Below are 19,484 nucleotides of genomic sequence, written 5' to 3'. Positions count from 1 at the left end.
ACGTATCTACGTTAAAGACAGATGGATCTACATTAAAGACAGAAATGGATTTATTGAAACAAGCAATGTTTGCTATGGGTGCTCGTCAAGATGAGATGTATCTTATGCTTAAAGGCTCGGAAGAAAGTCGTTTACGGATGAAGGCTTTGGAAGAGAAAAGCTCCGTTTCAGCCATAGAGAGAGATCAATTGAAAATGGAGTCGGCTAAAATAGTGGGTGCTCTTCGCCGTGGGGCTCATGAAATTTTAAACGGATTAGACAATGAAGAGGTTTCCTAGTACCTGATCAGTTATAAGCATGTTCGTCCCATAACTGTGCCAACACGCACGGCTATGGGACTTTTGTTTGGGTGTTGTTTGACAAAATGTGATATAATAAGCCGTTCTACAGCTTTTGGTAAAGGGAAGAGGAACAAAACATGAACGTCTTAACTGCTGAGAATTTGACGAAAAGTTATGGTGAAAAAGTACTGTTTGCTGATATTTCCTTTGGGATTGACGAAGGAGAAAAAATAGGGGTCATTGGGGTTAATGGGACAGGCAAGTCCACTTTGCTCAAAATCTTGGCCGGTGTTGAGAGACCGGATCGCGGCAACGTTACGATGGGAAATAGTGTGCGCTTAGAGTATCTTCCTCAGAATCCGGACTTCGAAGATGGGGCGACGGTTTTGCAACAGGTTTTCAAAGGGAATTCCCCAGTTATGAGATTGTTGCGGGACTATGAAATGGCCTTGGAAAAGCTGAATGATCATCCGGATGAGCCAAGACTTCAACAAGCCTTGATCGCTCTTGGGCAACAGATGGATGAACTAGATGCCTGGCAATTGGAAAATGAGGCTAAGGCTATCTTAACGAAACTGGGAATATCCAAATTTGATACCTTAGTGGGGACTTTGTCTGGTGGACAGAGAAAACGGGTCGCTTTGGCGAGTGCGCTCATTAACCCAACGGATATACTCACCTTAGATGAGCCGACGAACCACATTGACAATGATACGGTGGACTGGCTGGAACAGTACTTAAATAAACGCAAAGGTGCACTGGTTATGATTACACATGATCGGTACTTTTTAGATCGCGTCGTTAGTCGGGTATTGGAGTTGGATCAAGGAAAACTCTACCCTTATCCTGGGAATTATAGCCGATTCTTAGAATTGAAGGCAGAGAGAGAAGAGCAAGATGAGGCAACTGAGAGAAAACGCCAAAATCTCTTTCGCAATGAACTGGCCTGGATGCGGCGGGGAGCTAGGGCCAGGACAACCAAGCAAAAGGCGAGGATTGATCGTTTTGAAAAGCTGCAGGCAGATAAACCTTCGGATTCTACGGATCGGATTGAAATGCCGACAGGGGCCTCTCGCTTAGGAAAGAAAATCTTGGAATGTTCCCATGTAAGTAAAGGGTTTTCAGACCGAGGGACCGTGATCAAAGATTTCAATTATGTTCTCTTGAGGGATGATCGGATTGGGATTATTGGACCCAATGGAAGTGGCAAGTCGACCTTGTTGAACTTGATCGCCGGTCGATTGACACCGGAGGACGGTAGCATAGAACGGGGCTCAACGGTCAATATGGGGTATTTTGCGCAAGAAAACACGTATCTGAATCCGGACATTCGTGTGATCGATGAGATTAAAGCGGTGGCAGAGGTGATTCCTACGTCCGATGGCGGTTTTTTAACAGCCTCTCAAATGTTGGAACGCTTCTTGTTTCCACCAGCTATTCAATGGACGCAGATTGGTAAACTTTCCGGAGGGGAAAAACGAAGGCTCTATCTTTTGCGGATCTTGATGTCTGCTCCGAATGTCCTTCTTTTGGACGAACCCACCAATGATTTGGACATTCAAACCCTAACTATTTTAGAAGGCTATCTCGATGAATTTCCAGGTGCGGTGATCGCTGTTTCCCATGATCGGTATTTTCTCGACCGAGTGACGGATAAGATTTTCTCCTTTGAAGGAGAGGGGGTAATTCGGTCGTATGTGGGAAATTACTCGGACTATCGGGAGCAGGTGTATGCGGCTGAGCAAGAGGTGGTGCAGGCTGCTCAGCAGGCGGCTTTATTAGCTACTTTAACAAAAGCGAAACGCTGCGACGTCCAGTCGGAAAAGGTTGAATCTGAGAGGAAGAAAGAACGTCCGCTGAAGATGACCTTTAAAGAACAGCAGGATTTTGCCCAAATTGACGCTCAAATTGCTCAGGTGGAAGAGGAACTTCAAAAAAATAATCAACATATGAATGATGTGGGTAGTGATTTTGGCAAGCTAACGGAGTTAGTAGCCTTGCAACAAACCCTCGAACGGAAACTGGATGACATGCTGGAACGTTGGACTTATTTGAATGAATTAGCAGAGAAAATTGCCCAGAATAAGGGGTAGGGTCTCTAATCAATAAAATTATTGGAGGATTTATAACGATGGATGACAAGACTCTTGAACAAATGAAAAAACTAGTTGAAGAGAAGAAACTTAAGAGTTCGCAACAGGGAGGGCCGTTGAAGCCCACGCAGAAGATCGGGGAGCGAAGGAAAGGAATTAAACGGCGTAAAGTCGGTGGAATGTTTGATAAATAAAATCTAATATCTAGCTTGCAAGGAGAGAAGTCGAGTCATATGAGCGTATTAAATGTAGAAAATGTCAGCCATGGGTTTGGGGGACGCAAGATTTTAGAGGAGGTCAGCTTTCGCTTATTAAAAGGAGAGCACGTGGGCCTGGTAGGGGCTAACGGAGAAGGCAAAACGACGTTTCTTGATATCATTATAGGAAAGCTCATGCCGGATAAGGGAAAAGTTGAATGGTCAAATCGAGTGACAGTCGGGTACTTGGATCAGCATGCCGTTTTGACCAAAGGAAAAACGATTAGGGACGTTCTGAAAGAGGCCTTTCAAGGGATGTTTGATTTGGAAGCGGAGACGCTAGAGATGTATGACAAAATGGGCAGTGGTAGCGTCTCGGAAGAAGAAATGACCAAGCTTTTGGAGGATGTGGGAGAAATTCAGAGCATCCTCGAACACAACGGATTTTACATGATTGATGCAAAAATTGAGGAAATCGCCAATGGACTGGGACTCGGAGAAGTCGGTCTGGAGAAGGATGTCGCGGATTTAAGCGGAGGGCAAAGAACGAAGGTCTTACTCACCAAACTACTGCTTCAAAATCCGAGCATTTTGATTCTGGACGAACCCACGAACTTTTTAGATGCGGATCATATTGAGTGGTTAAAACGTTACCTTATCCAGTATGAAAATGCGTTTATCTTGGTATCCCATGATGTTCCGTTTATGAATGATGTTGTCAATGTTATTTATCACGTGGAAAACGCGGTGCTGACACGCTATACGGGAAATTTTGAGCAATTTATGGCCCTTGCGGAACTCCGAAAAGCTCAGGAGCTTAAAGCTTACGATAAGCAGCAAAAAGAAGTGGACCGGCTAGAAGATTTCATAGCCAGGAATAAAGCCCGGATTTCCACGACGGGGCGAGCTAAGAGCCGGCAGAAACAGTTGGAAAAGATGGATCTGATTGAGCGACCGAGGGAGAAAATTAAACCATCGTTTAAATTTAGGGAAGCTCGAGCGTCAGGAAAGATGGTTTTTGAGGCCAAGGATATCGTCTTAGGTTATGACGAACCTTTGACTCGCCCCTTAGACTTATCCTTGGAACGAGGACAGAAGGTAGCGATTCGCGGGGTAAACGGGTTGGGCAAATCCACCTTATTGAAGACTTTGCTCGGTTATTTACCGCCCGTTTCTGGAGAAGTGGAACTTGGAGATTATCTCTATCCCGGTTATTTTGAGCAAGAATCCAGTCGGGGGAATGGGAAGACTGCATTAGAGGAAGTCTGGGATGAATTCCCCGGACTCACGAATTCCGAAGTGAGATCCGCTCTGGCGAGGTGTGGCCTGACCAGTGAACACATTTCGAGTAAGATGATGGTGTTAAGTGGCGGAGAGAACGCTAAAGTTCGGCTGTGTAAGTTGATGCTGAAGGATGTAAACTGGTTGGTCTTAGACGAGCCGACCAATCATTTGGATGTGGAGGCCAAGGCAGAGCTTAAGAAAGCAATTACTGAGTATAAGGGGACTGTCATTGTCGTTTCGCACGAACCGGAATTCTACGAAGATTGGGTGACGGATGTGTGGAATCTGGAGGAGTGGACGACGAAGATCGTGTAACTCAAAGGATGAAATCAACGTATCATCTTTAAAAGTCAAGATATTATCCAATAAGAAAAAAGCTTGCTGGCATTGTCAGCAAGTTTTTTCAGTCTCTAATACAGTAATTGATTCTTAGAATATTATTTTGTCGAGAAACCTCAATGCCCTTACGGGCGATCAGGGAAGGTACAACACCAGGGATTTACTTCTCAGCCAGGCTGTACCCTTCGACCTTGCGATACAGGTTACGTACGCTGATGTCTAGAAGTTTTGCGGCCCGGGCCCGGTTGCCGTTCACCCTTTGCAGCGTAGAGAGAATATGCTGCCTTTCTACTTGTTCGAGAGTGGGGTAGTGCTCGGAAGCAGGTGATAAGGCGGAAGATTCTGGGTTTTGACAGGAATACTGAGAGGGTTTTTCTCCGGCGGGACGGGGGTGTAGGTCAGGGGCGAAAGCATTTTCGGGCCAGATGTCCCAGGGTTGAATGATTCCTTCGCCGGCGAGAATCATTCCCCGTTCCATAAGATGAATTAATTCCCGTACGTTACCTGGATAATCGTAGTGGATTAGCAGAGAACGGGTTTCGGGGGCTAGGACGCAGGCTGCTTCGGAGGTGTGCATCTTGGTTTTACAATAGAGAAAGTACTCGGCGAGGGGGAGAATATCTTCCTTGCGTTCGCGCAAGGGAGGGACGTGAAGGGTCAGGCCGTTGAGACGGTAATACAAGTCTTTGCGGAAACGCCCTTGTTCAACCTCTTCGGCCAAGCTGCGGTTTGTGGCCGTAACGATCCGGACATCGACCCGACGCAGGCGGCTGTCCCCGACCCGGCGAAATTCCCCGGCCTCCAGGAAGCGCAAGAGCTTGACCTGCAGCGCAAGAGGCATCTCCCCGATTTCATCTAAAAAGAGTGTGCCATGATCGGCGATTTCTACAAGCCCGATTTTTTGTCCCCCGGCGCCGGTAAACGCTCCTTTTTCATGTCCGAAGAGTTCGCTTTCCATTAGGGACTCGGGGATAGCTCCGGCGTTGACCGGGACATAAGCCTGATGCTCCCTGGGGCTCCAGAGGTGGACTGCCCGGGCAATGAGCTCTTTGCCTACCCCGCTTTCCCCCTGGATGAGCACCGGAGCATCGCTTAGCGCGATCTTGCGGGTCAACTCTAGGAGAGCAAGCAGTTTCGGGCTTTCCCCGATAATTTTGAGCTCAGGGGTCTGGCGACTTACGACCTGCCGCAAGCCCGTATTTTCGACCAGGAGTTTGCGCTGTTCTAGGGCCTTCAGTAAGGTCAGTTCCAGTTCGGACAGGTTGCAGGGCTTGGTCAAATAATCAAAAGCCCCGGCTTTCATGGCCTCGATAGCGGATTCTAAGGTGCCGTGCCCCGTGAGCATTACAACCTGGAGATCCGGCTGGACATCTTTAAGCCTGTGCAAAACCTCCAAGCCGTCTCCGTCCGGTAAGCGCAAATCCAGGAGCACCCCGTCGAGTAAGGTATCGTGCAGGAATTGTAGACCTTCCCTAGCAGTGCCGGCTTCCAGAACTTCATAACCTTTGCGTTTTAGGCGCTGGGCGATAATGGAGCGCAGCGCCTCTTCATCGTCCAAGATTAGAATGCGTTGATGGTATTTCATAATTCCTCTCCTTAAGGCTGGATTTCTAAAAAACCGTGAGTCTTTAGGCTAGAGGGGAGTCAAGGGCCTTTTTGGGCGAACCGTCCGGCGTCGGCAGGGTGATTTTCACCGTGGTGCCATGTCCCGGAGTGCTTTCCATGGCCAAATGTCCGTTCATTTTCTGGATGATTCCGTAGCTCACAAAGAGGCCAAGTCCAGTGCCCTGTCCTGGAGGTTTGGTGGTAAAGAAAGGGTCAAAGACTTTCTTGATTTGGCTGGGTGGAATGCCGTGGCCTTGATCCTGCATTTCTAGATTAATTTCGGCGGCTGCACGGTCGCGCCAGGCCCGCACTTCAATGGCCCCTCCGGCAGAGGAGGCGTCCAAGGCGTTATTCATGAGATTGAGGATGACCTGTTGCCATTCGTTTTCATTCCCCCAGACCCACAGTCCCTCTTCCAGGCGGCTTTCCAAGCGGATCTGTTTTTGTTTGGCATGGTGTCCCAGTAGGGCCGTGGTTTGGGCGGTGGCGACCCCGATATCAAATAAATCGCGGCCTTTTTTGCCCTTGCGGGCGAAGTGCAACAGACGGTTAGTGATGGTCTTGCAGCGTAGGATCTGTTCTGAGACGATGTGCAAGACATTTTGGACTTCCGCGAGGTCGGGAGTGTCATTTCCGGTCTCATTTAAACGATCGAGCAGGTCTTCGCTGTGGGCAGAGACCACGGCCAGGGGATTATTGATCTCATGCGCGATTCCGGAAGCCAGGAGCCCCACGGCGGCCATTTTATCCGTCTCGATCATGCGAGCATCCATTTCCACCCGCTGGGTGACATCTTCTAAAATAAGAAGATAGGCTGCATTGTCCGGATTACCGGGGGCCAACTCATAGTGCATCTGGCGGATGAAGCGAGGCTTTCCATGGACGTCTAGGGAGATGACGCGGTCTTTCTCCTCAAGGAGGCAGTCAAACCCCTCTCCTATCAGGATTTGTTCACAGGGAAGATTCTGTAGGTCGTCCGTACCGAACAACTCGGCAAAAATAGAATTCCACCAGAGGACACGCTTGTCAGCATCGAGCAGGGCCATGCCGGCCCCGATCCCGCCGACTACGGTCGTGAGCAGTTCCTTTTCTGCTTTGAGATTGCGGTTTTTTTCGTCCAGCATGGATAAAAGCCGATTGAAAGACAGAATTAGTCGTCCTACTTCGTCCTGGTTTTGCCGGGGGATGACACGGGTCAGCTCGCCTGTTGCAATAATGTTCCGTACTTCAGCGTCTAAGTTTTCAATGGGACGGGTCAGTTTAAGGCCGAAGACAATGCTGATCAAGGTGACACTGAAGGTCGCTGCCAACACGATGAGGCTGAGCTTACGTGCGAACTCATAGATGGGTTCATAGGCCTCCTGGAGGGGCTGTTCAATGAAGACCGCCCAATTGGGATTCCCTACAGGGGCATATAAACCCATGACTTTGAGGCCTGCAGGATTAGCGTATTCGCTTCCCTCATGTGTGGGGGGGCGGCCCGCCAGAAAAGCGGCAACGGAAGGATTCTGTCGGATGTGTTCCCGTCGTAGGACATGACTGAAGTCGGTGTGTCCGATCATGTTACCCTGTTCATCCGTCAAGAAAAAGTACCCGGCCTGGCCGATACGTCGGTTGGCCAGTTTGGTGATCATTCCTTTAAGGTCGATTTTGGCCTGGAGATATCCGATGGCTCGGCGGGTTTGCGTGTCTCGAATGGCGACTGTTAAATAAAATTCTGGGCGCCCGTCAGGAGAAAAAAAGACAGTACTAATGGAATAACGATTGGTTTCATCAAAGCTTAGATTTTCCAGATGCTCCGGTCCCTTAGCAGGAAGAACGACCTCCCGCCGGGCGACCTCGCTTAAAACACGATAGCGGGAGTCGGCGACTTTGACCGCATCAAGGTACGGTTCTTCCCTCAGGAGGGTTCCCAAAACCATTAGGCGGGCCTCAGGTTCGGAACCCGTGAGGACGGTTGAATTGGTCGAAGCAACATGGGTCAGGCTGTCCGCCATATTATCAACAAACTCGTGGATCTGATTTGCGAAAGCAGTAGCCCGCTCGTAGTTTTCTTCCTGAATGTTCCGCTCTAGGTTAAGCTTGGCTGCATTGAAACTGGCAAGCCCCAGAAAGAGCAGGGGAAAAATGGACATGGCGACGCCGAAAACTAGGACTCGCCCTTTGATACGTGCCCACCAGGGAAACGGTATCTGCATGTCTTTCCCTCCTTAAATCAGAAATCAAGGCTGAATGACTTTATCCGCAAAGCTGAGGATGCTCGGGGCGGGGCGGATGCCTAAGCGTCGGGCTGTCTGCAGGTTCACGGCAAAGACTAGTTTGTCCGGGGTTTCCACAGGAATGTCTCCAGGGGATTCGCCTTGTAGTATCTTGGTGATCAGGTGAGCGGATTGCTCGCCTTGATCTTTATAGGAGACGCCGTAAGAAGCTAGGCAACCTTGCTCCACATCCCCAGGGTAGACGCCAAAGACGGGGATGTTTTTTTGTATGGCGAGATCAACAATCTGCTTCGTGCTGGTCTCTAAAAAAAAAGCCTGGCAAAAGGAGAGCGGCTTCGATCCGGTCCTGGGACATTTGTCCGATCACCTGTGCGCCTTCTTCCGGGGTGGATACAGTATACGTGTTAATGGTCAGGGCGAATTTTTCGGCTACGTCATGAATGCTCTTTTGTGTCTCGACGAAAAAAGGCACCCGGGTATCCCCTAAAACGGCTACCTTGTGTACAGACGGGAGGAGGCGGTGGAGAAGTTCCAGGCGTTTAGGGGTTAGTTCCAGGTGGTAGTTATTCAGTCCTGTAATGTTTCCGCCCGGATGGGCGGTACTGCCAACCAAGCCCAGCTCGGTCGGGGAAAGCGCCCCCAGAAAAACCACGGGTAAGGGGGAAGACATTTTGGCCGTCAGGGTTTTAAGGGATTGCGCTTCAACTGCTCCGGCGGCCACAAGGACGTTTGGCCGGGCCTCAATCAGGTTGGCGGCCAGTACCGGCAGTTTAGCCAGATCGTTTTGGGCATTGAGGACTTGATAGGTGATATCTTCCTCGTTCTCATAGCCCAGCGTTTTAAGACCTGACTCCAGACCTTCAATTTTCGCCTGGCGCAAGTCATTGGCTAGGAGGATGCCGATTTTGGTGAGAGGGGGCTTTTTAACCGGGGTTGAGGAGAGAAGGGTGAGAAGCAAAAGGGAAACCAGCAAGATGCTCCCAACGACCCAGACCGTTTTTTTCATTCCATCCACCTCCTGGCTCTATCACGTGCGGATAATACAGTGCTATTCATGAGTTTATCACAGAAAAAGGAAAAAAGACAAACAGCTTCTTAACGACAAAGACGGCTCTTTCCCGAAAAGAGCCGTCTTTTCCTATCTATAACAAGACCATGAGCCCTTTTACTTGGAGAGGGCCTCCTTCTGGTAAAGGTCTGGCGCGGATTTGGCCTTGAGCAGGCCGTAGACCGGCAGGATCCGGAAGGCCAGGTAAAGAATCGTCAATTCTGCGATGGCAAATAGGGTGATAAAGACAAGGTGCTTGGGATCCACGGTATAAGGGTTCAAGGTGTCTCCACTTAACGGGACCTGCTGGCCGCCAATGACGAAGTTGATGCGCATGGCGATAACCCCGATTAAGGTCAAGAAAGAGGCGATGGAGATCCAGCCCAAAGAACGCTGGGTCCTCGGCAGGAGCATGAGCACAAAGGGAATGAGCAATCCGAGGCCCACTTCCACGCCGAGGAACATCGTGCGGTGGCTGCCGTAGAGGAAAAGTTGAGCCGCAAAGTGGCCGGCCGCACTGGTAAAGTAAAGCATGATAAAGTCGATAACCATGAGGGTGGCATCGACCACGATGAACCACATCATGAGTTGGGCGATGTCTAGGATTAAAGCCTTTCGCTCCGGCGTGAGCGAGCGCTCCGGAGACAGGAAGCGTTGAGTAAACATGAGGACTAGAATTAAAAGGCCAGTTCCGGAAACCATAGCGGACATAAGGAAGATGAGGGGCATAAGGCCAGTGTGCCAAAGGGCCCGGGACTGAATATCCGCGAGGATAAACCCGGTGTAGCCGTGTACCATCAAAGCCAGCGGCACGCCCAGGGTCCCCAGGAATTTGGCAATTTTGGTGTCTTTGGCCAAAGCGGCCTCGGAGAGATCCGTTTTACCAAACGTGAGCAGCTTATACAGGCTCTGGCGGAAGCCGGTTAGTTCTTTGGCTCCTTTAGCCAGATCTTTACGGAAGAGGAACCAGCCGTAGATCAGGCTGTTTAAAGGGTACAGGGTCAAGAGGAAAGTTCCATAAGAGATCGCCGAGTGGAGGTTCAGCCGGAAAAAGAGGGTGTAGAACCGCTGGGGCTGCTCAAGGTCGGCGATGAGGTGCAGGGGGGCGATGGCTAATAGAGATACGGCCATGACAACCCCGGCTTTGGCGATCGGCTTATATTTTTGGATGCCGAATACCGTTCCTAAACTGGAGAGGACAAAGGAACCGGCACTCAAGCCCGTGTAAAAGAAATAAATGGCAATCAGAACGCCGAGTTGCACCGGGTGGACTATATTGGCGATATAGGTAACATTGCTGACCATCCTATTTCTCTCCTTTCTCCAGTTTGTCATAGCGTGCGCCCATGATATTCTGGTCGGCGCCGATGTAGAAGACATAGGGTTCGGTGTTCATTTCGGGCTTTAAGACCTGCACAGGGTTATTGGCGACGAGCTTGGCCACCAGGCTTTCCGGGTCGTTGATGTCTCCGAAGACCCTGGCTCCGCCTACGCAGGTGGTTACACAGGCAGGAAGCAGTCCTTCCTGGATGCGGTGATAGCAAAAGGTGCATTTCTCTGCGGTCTTGCGAATCGGGTTCAAAAAGCGGGCATCGTAGGGACAAGCGGTCATACAGTATTTGCAGCCGATGCAATGGTCATAGTCGATAAGGATCGCGCCGTCCTCCGTGCGGTACGTCGCCTGGACTGGGCAGGCGGCCAAACAGGGGGCATTGTCACAGTGGTTGCACAGGCGAGGCAGGCGGAAACGGGTCACTTCAGGGTAATCGCCTTTTTCGATTTCTTTTACCCAACTGCGGAAAACGCCTTCGGGCACGTTGTTCTCAATCTTGCAGGAGACGGTGCAGGCATTGCACCCAACGCATCGGCGAAGGTCAATGACCATCGCCCAGCGTTTCTTCTTTTCAGCCATAGTTGCCACTCCTTTCAGTCGAAGTTCGAGGTTCAAGCTTCATGTTCAAATTTGGTATTTCTCAAAATGGTTTGAGGTTCAAGGGAAGCCCCCTAATTTTCTGAAGCTTGGCTCCCCTTAGTTCTCTTTAGTAATGCTGCCGCTTTCACTCAGGAACACGGCGTCTTCCCGGCAGACGTCTTGGGCCAGCTGAGCGAAATAGAGGTAGTATCCGGATTGCTCAATTCGGCTGAGGTCAGAGCAGAGAAGAGGGAGCCAGCGGTTGAGGTGCTTATCCAGGAATTCTTGTTCCAAGCGGAACACTCCGTTGGTGGATAGGCCGTGTTGGCGCTGCTTTTCTTCCAGACGGCAAAGGTAAGCTATAAATGAAAGCTCGAAACCAATGTGATCTGGCAGGTTCAGCTGGCGCAGGGGTTCAAAAATGGCCAGGCTTTCCGGCTGAAACTCTGTTCGCTCGTAGAGGGTACCTACCTCTACGGTTTCGTTTCCCCAGAAGGACCCGAACTTGGTTTTCTTGCCTTCCTGTCGCAAAGCCCCCAGGATGGACGACTCAAAGGGCGGGATAAAGCGGCCGGAGACGGGGACGAAGAAAAGGTCGTAATATTCCTGGGTGAGGCTGCCTAACTCCGGGTCATCAGGGGCAATCCTATCCAGAAGCGCCTGGGCTGACTCATCCCGGCTGACTGCGGCCCAAGCTTGCAGGTTCCTCAGGATTTCCTGAGAAGGCTCCTTGAGAAAAATCCCGGCCAGGAATTCGTAGGCTTGAGCACGACCGTTTGCATCCGGCATGCTTTCAGAATTCACCGTAACGGTATTCGTAGGAAGCGTTGCTCCTGTGTTCAGAGTTTTGCTTGAAAGCATTGTCTTGCTCCTTTCTGATTCCAATGGTACCCATTTGCTCACCAGGGCGTCGCAGAGCACCATAAGGATCCATTAGCTGAGCTTCACCAGGCGGGCCTTGGTGGAGTTGCGGTCGGTCGAGCCGCCGACCCAATCGGTCAGCGGGTGAGAAGTCTTCAGGCTGGGGTCGCGCAGGGTGATAAGGTTCAGGAGCACCCCTTGACCCAGGGTGGGATCCCCGGATACGTTTTTGCTGCCGATTTGGTAGCTTTTTGCCCCGGCTGCCCAGTGTCCGAAGCCGTACTCTACGGCGAGTGTCCCCTGGCGCACACCGCGCCGGATCTTGGCCGTGCCGGTAGCTTCCCCGGCCGGGGTGATGAGTTTTACCTGGTCTCCGTCATGGATGTCCAGTTTCGCGGCATCGGCGAGGTTGATTTCGATATAGTTGGTTTTAGCCATGTCCTGCAAGAGCGGGACATTGGAGAGATAGCCGCCGTTACGGTAACGCGGTTTGTAGGAAACGATATGGAACGGCCATTGACTGTCCGGGTACACCTGATCAAGGGTCCGCCCGTCCGCCAGGGCTGGAGGCTGCCAGACTGCTGTGCCGGGGAGATGTTCGCCGGTAAAGCTGTTGCGGGTGGTGCCGAGTTTTTCATTGTAGATGTTGATGATTTTAGAGAATTTGTTGTGCAGGACTTCTCCGTCATAGCACTTGTCATAGTCCTCAAAGCGGCCGCCACGGGCCAGGATATAGTAGACTTTTTGCCATTCTTCCGGCGTCAGGGAAGAAACGGCATAGTTTAGTTCTTGATCCAGTCCGGTCAGCTGCAGTTCTTCGGCGGAGATATTCGGAAGCGGGGTTTCGTCGAAGGCCAAGTTGGCCAGTGCTTTGAGGAAAAAATCCTCCCGGCTGTTCATGGGGGTGGGTTCTCCTTGGGTATTGGGGATGGCTTTAGGGCCCACGCCGGGGAGGTTTAAGCGCTTGCCCACTTCGATACAATAAGCCTCAAAGGACATGGGCACTCCGTCCGTGGTCTTGCCGACGAGGGGCTCGACGACTGGGCGGCGGGCGCCGTTCACTTTCGTGAGGATCAGGTTCCAGACCGTGGGGACACCCCAGCTTTCATAGAAGGTCGTATCCGGGATGATATAGTCCGCATACATGCTGGAGTCGCCCATCAGGACATCCACGGAGATGATGAGTGGGATGTTCTTCGGGTCTTGGACGTAGTTTTCCACATCCTTTTGAAAGAGACCGGGTGTGGAATAAAAGGGGTTGGCCATCCACATCATAAGGATTTTGGCGGTATAAGGATAACCTGCCATCATGGAGGGGATGACATTGCCCACCATAGAGTCAGCGAGGGGGCTCCAGGGGAGAGTCGCCGGGTAGGGGTTCTGGCCGCTTGCCTTTTTCTTTTTGAATTCCGGCGTGTCTTCGTAGCGGCGTCCTTCCCGACTGAGCTTGAAGCCCTGGGGCTTGACCATGCCGGGGAAGGAGACCAGGTCGTAGCGGGCGCCTTTGTCAATGGCCAGGTACCCGCCGCCGCTCTTGGTGGAACCGCCTTTGCGGTTGATGTTGCCCACGAGGGCGTTCAGCATTATAACAGCCAGGGAGCTATAGAAGCCGTTGGCATGCATGGCCACTCCGCCATGGTGGTCGGTGGCCGCTTTGGTCCCATGGTTGAAAAACTCCTTAGCTAAGGAGAGGAGTTTGGTTTCAGCAAGCCCGGTGGCTTCCGCGTACTGGTTAAAGGTATAGCGGTTGGCTTCTTCCATAAGGAGTTGGAGGGAGGTTTTCACTAGGACATCCGTGCCGCCCACATTGAGCTTCCCGCTGTAAAGGATCGTGCCTTCCTCGCTTTGGCTGTAGAGCATGGGCTTGCCGCTTGCCGTATCGATGACGACATAGTCGGGCGTAGGCACGGGGGCCGGACCACCGCCTGCAGGGGCTTGGGCTGCCGGGGCTGAGGAGGAGCTTAAGCCGATCTGCTCGGCCCGCAGGAATTTGCCGAAGTCCGGGTGGTCTGGTTCTTGGATGACGAGATAAGTGGCATTCGTCCAGGACGGGTTTTTGCGCTTGGCAGCTGCTTCTTTGCTGGGCGCGGAAAGGTAGGCTTCATTGATTTTCTTCTGCTCAAAAGCCCAGCGCACCATGGCCATGGCCATGGCACCGTCTGAGCCGGGGCGGATGGGCACCCAGGAGGATTCGGCGCTGTCCGGGGAGGTGTACATCCCGTTTTGCAGCACCGGGTCGATGAGCACCGCTTTCATGCCGTTGTTGGCTTGGGCCAGGGCAGATTTACGGGCCATCGGCTGGAAAGGCGCTCCCGCTTGGCCGGGGGCGTTGCCGAAGAACATGACGAACTCAGAGCCCATGTAGTCCGCTTTCATGTGCGGCTTTTTATCCCAGCTATCCAGGAAGGATAGGAAGGCGATGCGGCGGCTGCCGCCACAGATCCCGCCATGGCCGTAAAAATTGGGCGAGCCGAAGGATTTGGTGACAAAGCGGGTGGCAAATTCTGTACGCCCGTCATCCCGACCGCCGATAAAGACGAATTGGTTGGCTTTCGGGCCCCATTCCGGTTCTTCTGGGTTAAGTGGGGTTTTTAAGTCGCGCACCTGGCGCAGCCCTTCGATTACCTGGGTCTCTCCGATTTCTTGGAAGAGCTGGCCGCCTTCGACGGTTTCCTGAACAACCTGCTCCCAGGTAATGGGCTTCCATTTTCCTTCGCCGCGCTTCCCAGCCCGTTTCAAGGGGGTGAGGATGCGGTTCGGGTCATAAACGATTTGGAAAGCAGAATTACCCCGCTGGCAGACGGTGGCCCGTTCGATATGTCCGAGCTCCTGGTACTGTCCTAGGGATTTAAAGGATTCCGCAAGCGGAGTGTTGTAAGGAAGGTGCGGTTCGGCGTTGCTGGGGTGGTAAGGATTACCAAGAACCCGCATGATTTTTCCGGTCTTCTTGTTGATTTTCACGCGGTTGCCGCAGTTGCTCCAACATCCTAAGCAAACACTGTTGCGTAAAATAATGTCTGGGTTCAACTCCACTTTGCCCGTTTTCGGGTCGATGCGCATCTCCACGGGAAGTGCGTCATGGTCATAGGGCGTGGAGCTGGTCATTTTCTCGTCAGCCAGAGCGGCGGGAATGATTGAATCAAGACCGAGGCCGAGCGCGGAAATGGTTCCGACGGTCACGACTGACTTAATGAAATCGCGTCTGTTCATTGTGCTGCTCCTTTCTGCGTGTTAACGGATTACACCTAATTTAAAAGAAGAATACAATTAAAAGATGAAATTAAAGGATGAATCTTGAAAAGGTGAGATTGAAATTTTCTGTGTCGAGAAATTATATTGCAAAAGTGGTGCCAAAGATGAAAAGGGGAAGAAAAGCGAGTAAAAAAATAGAAAAACCCGAAAAATCGGGGTCTTGGACGATATTGGGCAGAATCGGCACTGGGATTTGTGCCAAAATGTCATGCTTAGGGAGAGTGACATTTTGGCACAACGTGACATTATGGCATGGTCGCTGGTACGGTAAGGTTTTAGACGGCTGTAAACGTTCCGCTCCATTCAGCGTGCAGGGGGCGGTGAGTGGACAGGTAGGTTCGCATAGCTTCAACGATCTTGTAGGGGGTGTCCTGCCCACATGTCTTCAAATCTTATAATTCTTTATTTATTAAAGATAAATAGGGAGTCTCGGAAAGTGGGATTTTGCTTTTCAAAAGTCTTCCATTTGCAATTCCTGAAGCGGTATTCCAAATGACAATGATAAAGCATACCCACAAAATGCTTAATTGTACTGTACTTGCAACTACAAAAAAATTGCTTCCAGTAAGTTTCTCTAAAGCATAAGTTCCATTAGTAAAGCTTCCAATAGGAAACACATAACTCCACCAACCTAAATCGAATGGAATTCCTTCGCCGGACTTGCGCAAGTGAAGCATGGTATGCAAGGCAGACATTATGATCCACCACCAGCCCACTCCCCATAAAGATCCGGCAAAAAGCAGTGCAGTAGGGCGTAGGAGAGGGGCTAACTGTCCCAAACTCCCAGTCTGAAATGTTAAACCACAAACGGTAGACATGGCCATACCGATCGGGCCGATTTCTACCCATAAACTCGGTACTGTTTGCCCAGATAAGCGGCTATGATAGACAAGACGGAAATAGACCAGACCGCTCACCATAATAAATAAAAAGAAAGTAACTCCAAACAGGGCAATAATGAAAAAAGTCATGGGTGTTTGCAGAGAACCGGCATAAGGCAGCAAATTTACACCACTTGCTGCAGCAACAATGGGCGGAACGACGGGAATCAACCAACTGGCTAAAGCATCCTCTGGTTTTACCTCGTGCTTAACAAATAACAAAAATGGAATGGTAATGACAGAAAAACAAGAAACAGCAACTCCAATTAACCATAGAGATTTGCTGATGACCAAGGCCTGATCGAAAGGCAAAAGATGGGTTCCAACAAGAAAGTAAGCATTTCCGACTACATTGAAAGCCATAGCTAGAGCACCATAAAATATGGCGCGTGATGGATGGCGGAAATCATCAAGCGCACAATCAGTATGCAAAATCCAGCGCATAAACCAAAGTAACAGGGAAATAAGGAAAACAGCATTAACCAGAATAAAAAGTATGCTGCCAATTTGATGTTGCCAAGGTAGGGCCAAAGGGGATGTATAAGTTAAAACCGAGACAATCCCAATCCCCATAACGGTCGCAAACCAGTTGGTACCAAAGTTTTTTGTAAATGACACGATTAAATCACCTCTTAATTATTTGACTATCCAAAGCATAAGACTTAAAATAGTATAAGTAAAATCATTAGTTATTATCTGATAAATAAGGATATCTTATCAATAGCGTGTGTGTCCCAAAATACTGTAAAAATTAAGGGAGTCATATCTTTTAAAGAAGGTGATAAATTTGGACCATCGTCTCCTAACGTTTGTAACGGTAGCAGAAGAAAAAAGTTTTACCCGGGCAGCCACTGTTCTGCATATTACTCAACCAGCAGTTACACAGCATATTCAGAATTTAGAGTGTGAATTTAATGTCAGTTTATTAGAACGGGGCAAACGTTCGGTTAGCCTAACGCAAGCAGGTGAACTTGCTTTTCACCAGGCTAAGCAAATTTTGGCTCACTATAAAGAGACTAAACGCTTGCTTGATGAATTGCTTTACGGGGACAGTGGCAGTATAGTGATTAGTGCCAGTTTTACTTTTGGTGAATATATTTTGCCGTACGTTCTTCGACGATTTCAGAAATTATATCCACAAATTACCTTTATGGTCAATATCGTAAATAGTGATGAAGTCATGCATCAGGTGCAGAGTCGTGAGGCGGATATTGGTATTATTGAAACTGAATTTTCTAGTGAAAATTTAAAGGTGGTTCCTTTTGCCCAAGATACTGTTAGCTTTATAGCTGCTTCAAATCACGATTTTTATGCAGGAGAGGTACCTACTGTAGAGGAACTGGCAACGCAAACATGGATTTTACGGGAAAAGGGATCGGGAACCAGAGAAGTAGCAGAAAAGGCCCTTGAAGATCTTGACATTACTCCTGCCCATGTTCTGGAATTGGGGAGTATTCAAATTATTAAAGGAGCGGTTGAAGCCGGATTGGGCATTTCGGTTCTTTCCAATTGGACTGTTCGTAAAGAGCTTTCTTTGAACACCTTAAAGTTAGTCAATCCAGAAAGTTTATCATTGACAAGGTCGTTTTCATATGTTTATTTGCCAATAGAATGGCAAACTAAAACGATCCAATTATTTGCTAGTTGCTTAACCGAAATTTCGAGTTTCCAGCTAAAATAATGGGTTAAATAATTTTCGACATATCAAAATCTAATTAACTCGCAAAAGCTTAAGATTTCTAACTCTCTCGATCATCTGATTCACAAAGTAGTGACATTAATCTAGTTCCCAGGTTCCCAGGGTACTCCATAGAGAGCTTTTAACTCAACGGTGAGAAATACGAGGTTTTGGCTGGTGATAGCGGACAGAGGGTTGATACGCTGAAAAGGACTAAGGGGGGCAAGAAGTAGCTCCAAAGAAACGTTAGCAAAGGATAAAAAAATGGATAGGTTGGGTATTATGGGTGGAACCTTAATCTACATCCACTAAGAAAAAAGCTTGCTGGTATTGTCAGCAAGCTTTTTCAGTCACTAATACAGTTATCGATTCTTAGTTAATCTTGCCGCTGATTAACTGCTTATCCTGGCTTTTCTTTTACATCTTTAAAGAATCTTTACAATTGAATGTTATAGTCTAAAGGATACAACTAAAAAGGAGGGAAAAAGATGCAAGATGCCCTACAGGTTGGTCCTTTTCTGCTCAAGACGCAATGGTTGGTTATTACTCTTTCCGCTCTGGTGGGTTATTTCGGTATGAGATACCGCTTGAAAGCAGCTGGATATCCAGATAAACGGATTATCGAGACGATCGAAAACAGCTTAATTATTGCTCTTATGGTATGGAAATTTAGCTTGATTCTTTTCGATCCGGTAAGTGTTGTTACCAATCCTTTAGCTCTACTCTATTTTTCGGGTGGCGAGCGTGGGGTCTGGCTGGCTGCGGTAGTTGTACTCTTTTATTTTTATCATCGTGCGCAAAAGGATCAAGTTTCAGTTTGGGTTTATGGGGATTTATTAGCTGCAGGTTTTTTGGCTGCTATAGCAGCGTATCATTTAATTGACCTGTTTGGGGATAAACAGGCTTTATGGGCTGATTTAAGTGAAATTCTCATAGCTTTACTTATTTTCCGGGTAATGCTTTCTAGAAGTCAAGGGATCGCCAAGCCTAATAACTTGAATCAGATTTTGTTATGGTTTAGCCTGGGTCAAGTGGGCATTGCGTTTTTGAACCCGCTCAAACAGAATTATTGGTGGGGGTTTTCCCAAGAACAAATTCTCTATTTAATCCTTGCCACACTTTGTCTTGCCATAGATTTGTTTGCGGAGAAGAAAAGACTTAATAAGGCTAAACATTATTAAACGGCTCATTTTTTAATATCTGAGCTTAATTTGTGGATTAAGGTAGCTCATCTTAAAGATTAAAAATTGAACAGGGGTGAAGTTCGGTTGGAGAATGTCTCAGTTCTATTTGCCTTTACGGCAGGGATGTTATCGTTTTTGTCGCCGTGTGTATTTCCGTTAATTCCGGCTTATGTTGCCACTCTTACAGGTTCAACGCTTGGAAACAATAGGATAGAGGTTTCCAAACGATTGTTACTGGCCCGTTCTCTCAGCTTTATTATGGGTTTTAGTTTAATCTTTGTGATGATGGGGGCATCGGCCAGCGTATTGGGACAGATTTTCACCCATAACCGAGATATCGTCCAAAAAATAAGCGGACTCTTGATCATAATCTTTGGTTTACAGATGGCGGGAATACTAAAACTGCGTTTTCTGATGATGGAAAAACGTTGGGAAGCTAAACAAACAGGGGAAAAGAATGTTTGGCGATCCTTCATTCTGGGTATGTCATTTGGAGCTGGCTGGACACCCTGTGTCGGTTTGGCGCTTTCTTCAATTCTACTGCTGGCCGGATCTTCAACTACGGTTTATAGTGGAATGGTTATGCTTTTCGTTTATTCACTGGGTTTAGGCATCCCGTTTCTGGCAATTTCCCTAATCATCACGTATTC

The 19,484-nt window shown here is 49.1% G+C and carries 17 protein-coding genes; 8 read left to right on the top strand and 9 right to left on the bottom strand.

Annotated features, from left to right (window positions below; all coding sequences use genetic code 11):
• From DSOL_RS23255 to DSOL_RS23245, 4 genes are all read left to right on the top strand, one after another.
• A partial coding sequence (locus tag DSOL_RS23255) for a hypothetical protein (protein WP_170871599.1) occupies window positions 1–278 on the top strand: 278 nt, incomplete at its 5' end.
• 140 nt (window positions 279–418) lie between these two features.
• Entirely contained in the window at window positions 419–2,374 is a 1,956-nt protein-coding gene (locus DSOL_RS23250; RefSeq protein WP_075367129.1) for an ABC-F family ATP-binding cassette domain-containing protein, read from the top strand.
• Window positions 2,375–2,412: 38 nt separating this feature from the next.
• Entirely contained in the window at window positions 2,413–2,568 is a 156-nt protein-coding gene (locus DSOL_RS28200) for a hypothetical protein (protein ID WP_170871598.1), read from the top strand.
• A 39-nt stretch (window positions 2,569–2,607) separates the two neighbouring features.
• Complete coding sequence (locus DSOL_RS23245) at window positions 2,608–4,170, top strand: ABC-F family ATP-binding cassette domain-containing protein (RefSeq protein WP_075367128.1); 1,563 nt, start codon at window positions 2,608–2,610, stop codon at window positions 4,168–4,170.
• Window positions 4,171–4,354: 184 nt separating this feature from the next.
• Here DSOL_RS23245 and DSOL_RS23240 read toward each other — a convergent pair whose 3' ends face one another.
• The 8 genes from DSOL_RS23240 to DSOL_RS23210 all read right to left on the bottom strand — a co-directional run bounded on the left by DSOL_RS23240 (window position 4,355) and on the right by DSOL_RS23210 (window position 15,049).
• Window positions 4,355–5,779 carry a sigma-54-dependent transcriptional regulator gene (locus tag DSOL_RS23240; RefSeq protein ID WP_075367127.1) on the bottom strand — a complete coding sequence of 475 codons (1,425 nt, stop codon included), beginning with the start codon at window positions 5,777–5,779 and terminating at the stop codon, window positions 4,355–4,357.
• Window positions 5,780–5,822: 43 nt separating this feature from the next.
• Window positions 5,823–7,997, bottom strand: a complete 2,175-nt coding sequence (locus tag DSOL_RS23235) for a PAS domain-containing sensor histidine kinase (protein WP_075367126.1) — start codon at window positions 7,995–7,997, stop codon at window positions 5,823–5,825.
• A 24-nt stretch (window positions 7,998–8,021) separates the two neighbouring features.
• Entirely contained in the window at window positions 8,022–8,276 is a 255-nt protein-coding gene (locus tag DSOL_RS29660) for an ABC transporter substrate binding protein (RefSeq protein WP_282433574.1), read from the bottom strand.
• Between the two features lie 19 nt (window positions 8,277–8,295).
• Window positions 8,296–9,024 carry an ABC transporter substrate-binding protein gene (locus DSOL_RS23230; protein WP_282433573.1) on the bottom strand — a complete coding sequence of 243 codons (729 nt, stop codon included), beginning with the start codon at window positions 9,022–9,024 and terminating at the stop codon, window positions 8,296–8,298.
• A gap of 159 nt (window positions 9,025–9,183) precedes the next feature.
• Complete coding sequence (gene nrfD / locus DSOL_RS23225; RefSeq protein WP_075367125.1) at window positions 9,184–10,371, bottom strand: NrfD/PsrC family molybdoenzyme membrane anchor subunit; 1,188 nt, start codon at window positions 10,369–10,371, stop codon at window positions 9,184–9,186.
• Between the two features lies 1 nt (window position 10,372).
• A complete protein-coding gene (gene dsrO / locus DSOL_RS23220; RefSeq protein ID WP_045575094.1) occupies window positions 10,373–10,978 on the bottom strand; it encodes a sulfate reduction electron transfer complex DsrMKJOP subunit DsrO in 606 nt (201 codons plus the stop codon).
• Window positions 10,979–11,095: 117 nt separating this feature from the next.
• On the bottom strand, window positions 11,096–11,839 hold the full coding sequence (locus DSOL_RS23215) for a TorD/DmsD family molecular chaperone (protein ID WP_170871597.1): 744 nt from the start codon (window positions 11,837–11,839) through the stop codon (window positions 11,096–11,098).
• Window positions 11,840–11,911: 72 nt separating this feature from the next.
• Entirely contained in the window at window positions 11,912–15,049 is a 3,138-nt protein-coding gene (locus tag DSOL_RS23210; protein ID WP_075367124.1) for a molybdopterin dinucleotide binding domain-containing protein, read from the bottom strand.
• A 146-nt stretch (window positions 15,050–15,195) separates the two neighbouring features.
• Between DSOL_RS23210 and DSOL_RS23205 the strand changes: the two genes are divergently transcribed.
• The gene (locus tag DSOL_RS23205; protein ID WP_139314585.1) at window positions 15,196–15,489 is read left to right on the top strand and encodes a hypothetical protein; all 294 of its coding nucleotides are present in this window, start codon (window positions 15,196–15,198) and stop codon (window positions 15,487–15,489) included.
• On the opposite strand, the gene DSOL_RS23200 is transcribed toward DSOL_RS23205, so the two are convergent.
• The gene (locus tag DSOL_RS23200; protein WP_139314584.1) at window positions 15,484–16,590 is read right to left on the bottom strand and encodes a TDT family transporter; all 1,107 of its coding nucleotides are present in this window, start codon (window positions 16,588–16,590) and stop codon (window positions 15,484–15,486) included. The genes DSOL_RS23205 and DSOL_RS23200 overlap by 6 nt on opposite strands.
• Window positions 16,591–16,759: 169 nt before the next feature.
• Between DSOL_RS23200 and DSOL_RS23195 the strand changes: the two genes are divergently transcribed.
• The 3 genes from DSOL_RS23195 to DSOL_RS23185 form a co-directional block, all read left to right on the top strand.
• Window positions 16,760–17,653: a LysR family transcriptional regulator gene (locus tag DSOL_RS23195; RefSeq protein ID WP_075367122.1), complete on the top strand. Its 894-nt coding sequence runs from the start codon at window positions 16,760–16,762 to the stop codon at window positions 17,651–17,653.
• A gap of 485 nt (window positions 17,654–18,138) precedes the next feature.
• Complete coding sequence (locus tag DSOL_RS23190; protein WP_075367121.1) at window positions 18,139–18,831, top strand: hypothetical protein; 693 nt, start codon at window positions 18,139–18,141, stop codon at window positions 18,829–18,831.
• An 87-nt stretch (window positions 18,832–18,918) separates the two neighbouring features.
• A partial coding sequence (locus DSOL_RS23185) for a cytochrome c biogenesis CcdA family protein (protein WP_075367120.1) occupies window positions 18,919–19,484 on the top strand: 566 nt, incomplete at its 3' end.

Origin of the sequence: Desulfosporosinus metallidurans, assembly GCF_001936615.1 — a bacterium.
In the GTDB taxonomy this organism is placed as follows: domain Bacteria; phylum Bacillota; class Desulfitobacteriia; order Desulfitobacteriales; family Desulfitobacteriaceae; genus Desulfosporosinus; species Desulfosporosinus metallidurans.
Note: the sequence above shows the minus strand (reverse complement) of the source record. Positions and strands in the feature narration are given on the sequence as shown.